Source organism: Psychroserpens luteolus (assembly GCF_021032705.1).
In the GTDB taxonomy this organism is placed as follows: domain Bacteria; phylum Bacteroidota; class Bacteroidia; order Flavobacteriales; family Flavobacteriaceae; genus Psychroserpens; species Psychroserpens luteolus.
Map to the genome: position 1 here is coordinate 1 of NZ_JAHVXI010000013.1, position 2,700 is coordinate 2,700.

Annotated in this window: 1 protein-coding gene; it reads right to left on the reverse strand. The window is 36.5% G+C overall.

What is annotated here, in order from left to right; translation table 11 throughout:
- Nucleotides 1-2,700, reverse strand: a 2,700-nt coding sequence (locus tag KWG70_RS17605) for an RHS repeat domain-containing protein (RefSeq protein ID WP_230937358.1), incomplete at both ends; no start/stop codon positions are given.

Genomic DNA, 2,700 nt, shown 5'->3' on the forward strand with positions numbered 1-2,700 from the left:
GATGCTCAACCAAAGTAGAATTATTATATATCGCTAGTGGATTACCACTAGTATCTCTTATATAATACGACTTTGTCGTTGGTGTTCCTGATCCATTAAAACTCTGCTTACTAATTCGTTGTCCCTTATCATCATATGCAAACTCTACTATTGGTAGGTTTGTTGCTGTTTTCTTGATACGTGTCACTAAGCCTCTTGCATTATACTCATAAGTAATCCCTGACTGTAAATCACGATATAGTTGCCCTATCGCATTATACTGATAGTTATTGTTTGGTTGACTCTCTAGATCTTCTGCATCACTCGGTGATGGATCGGTATCTACTACTCGGTTTAATTGATTCTTATTAGAATTGTAACTGTAATTAAAGTTATCCATCTGATTATTACCCAAAACACTATTCTTGGTACGTTTCAAGGTCTCTATATTTCCATTAGCATCATACGTAATATTTGACACCTTATAATCTGCACTCGAACTTATCACAGCATTGGAGTTCGCACTACCAAAAGTTGCTCCTGTCAACCATTTATTAGAATTATAACTATAAGTATAAGCATCCTGAACACTTGGTGAGGTTAATCCCTTGGTTGACCAACGCGTCGCCTTGATGTTTCCATCATATCTATTTGTCCCTTGTGATGTTGTCTTTATAGGACTACTACTCCTTAGATAATCCCCATTATAATAATCAATACTCATCCCAAACAAATCATTGATATCATTACCTGGATCATCTGCAAGATTTGGATTGTTGATACTCTTTAACTGTCCTGATAAAGTATACACATAATCTAACCCTTGAAGACCATTAGCAATCTCTGTGCGTTTTAATTCTCCTGATTTGTAATACTCATAATCGGCTTGTTCTTCAAAATCTATCCCATTAGTAGAGGTCTCCACTTTAGATAATGAATTATTCTTATCATAACTATAACGATGTACAAATAGCTCACTCGATGTGTCTTGTTGATAAATCACCTGTTTAACGCCTCCTCTTTCATTGTATTTATAATGAATCGTCTTTAACCCTAAACCTTCTACATCCTGTACTGTCCATAAAACACGTCCATAAATATCATAACTATACCAGGTACTACTAGTCACTATTGGAGAGTTACCATCTGGAATGGTCTTGGTCATCGAAACACTTCCTGATATAAATGTTTGTTTATAATCATTTGGATTGAGTCCACCACTTGATATAACTCCCGACAATGAGGCATCTGGGTGATCGTATAAAGTTTCTAAAACATCTTTTAAATTAGTGCTTAACACACTGGTGTCTGGATTTAGTGTACTAAAATTAGCTGTTCCAACACCACTTCTTATGGGTCTTGATAAATCATCATAATCGGTAAATGACACTTCTCCTGCTAAGGCTTGCTTACTATTCTGTGAAAAACGAATCTGCCCATCTCTACGGTATTTGAACTTTGTCGTTCCCTCATCTGGGGATGTCATCTCCAATAGTTCTCCTAATGAATTATAAACATAACTATTAAGCATCCCATGAGTAACTGTAGATTGAATACTACTCAAACATGAAGCATTAAACCCTAATGGTTGACTCCTCTGAGTTAACTTCCCAGACACATCATAGTAGTTTAGACTATAATCATAATAGTTCACATTATAGCGTACACCTCTTGAGCCTGGGTAATTGTTAATCCCACCACTTGAAGAGATATAAGTATAATATGTATAATCATTATTGCTACTTGGAGTAGCAGATATACGATATACATTTCCTCCTGACATGGACGTGTAAGGAATCTGATTGCCTGTCTTTAGATCATAAATTGTATAATGAGAGGTGCTTGATAAAAAACTAACGCTATTCACATTCTTTGGTAGATGAATATCTATATAACCCTGCTTCCCTATTACGGATACTACTGGATACGTCTGTGAGCCTCCTGAGCGGGCTGTTGCTAGCGTACGACCCTCTTTATCGATAAAGGATACAACTTCATTCCCATGAGGATCCATCACTACCGTTTTGTAATACTCGGTAGTCACTTGTTCGCCATAAATCCCATTAATAGGACCTTCAAAATAATCCTTCCCAAATACATAGTACATCTCCTGTGTTGCTGGAACTGTAAATGAATACCCTGTCTTCCAGTCACCTCCCATTTGATTACCACCTATCGCTTTTATGATATTACCTGGATTTAAATTGTCATAAACCGTTCTTATATATGGTCTCGTCGTTGTTGACTGGTAGGCTTCATTACTATTATCATCACTGTAATACCTACGTAAGCTTGAAAAATCATTGTTTACAACATCTATCTCTGATAAACCATCATAATTAGTAATATCACTAACATAATTTGAAAACGTACCACTTAAAAATCCTCCCACAAAACCACCACATGATGGTGCTGAAAGTGTCTGTAAAGCTGCTCGACCTTGCTTGTCATATAAGGTCTGTGTTCCCCAAACCTTATTCTCTTCTCTATCCCAAGAATAGTTAAACGTTGGCTTGCCCAAATCGTTATAATAACTCCCTGACTTACCTATCAATGCTCCTGTAATATCAAATGCTTCTGTATAGATATGATTAATCGAAGTACTAAAATTATTTACCACTGATTCTACTGGTGGATACGCATCGATTACCTCTGATGCTGCTTGTAATGGTACTGTATGTGGAATACTAAATGGTGTCGCATCTGCTACAACATAAGACT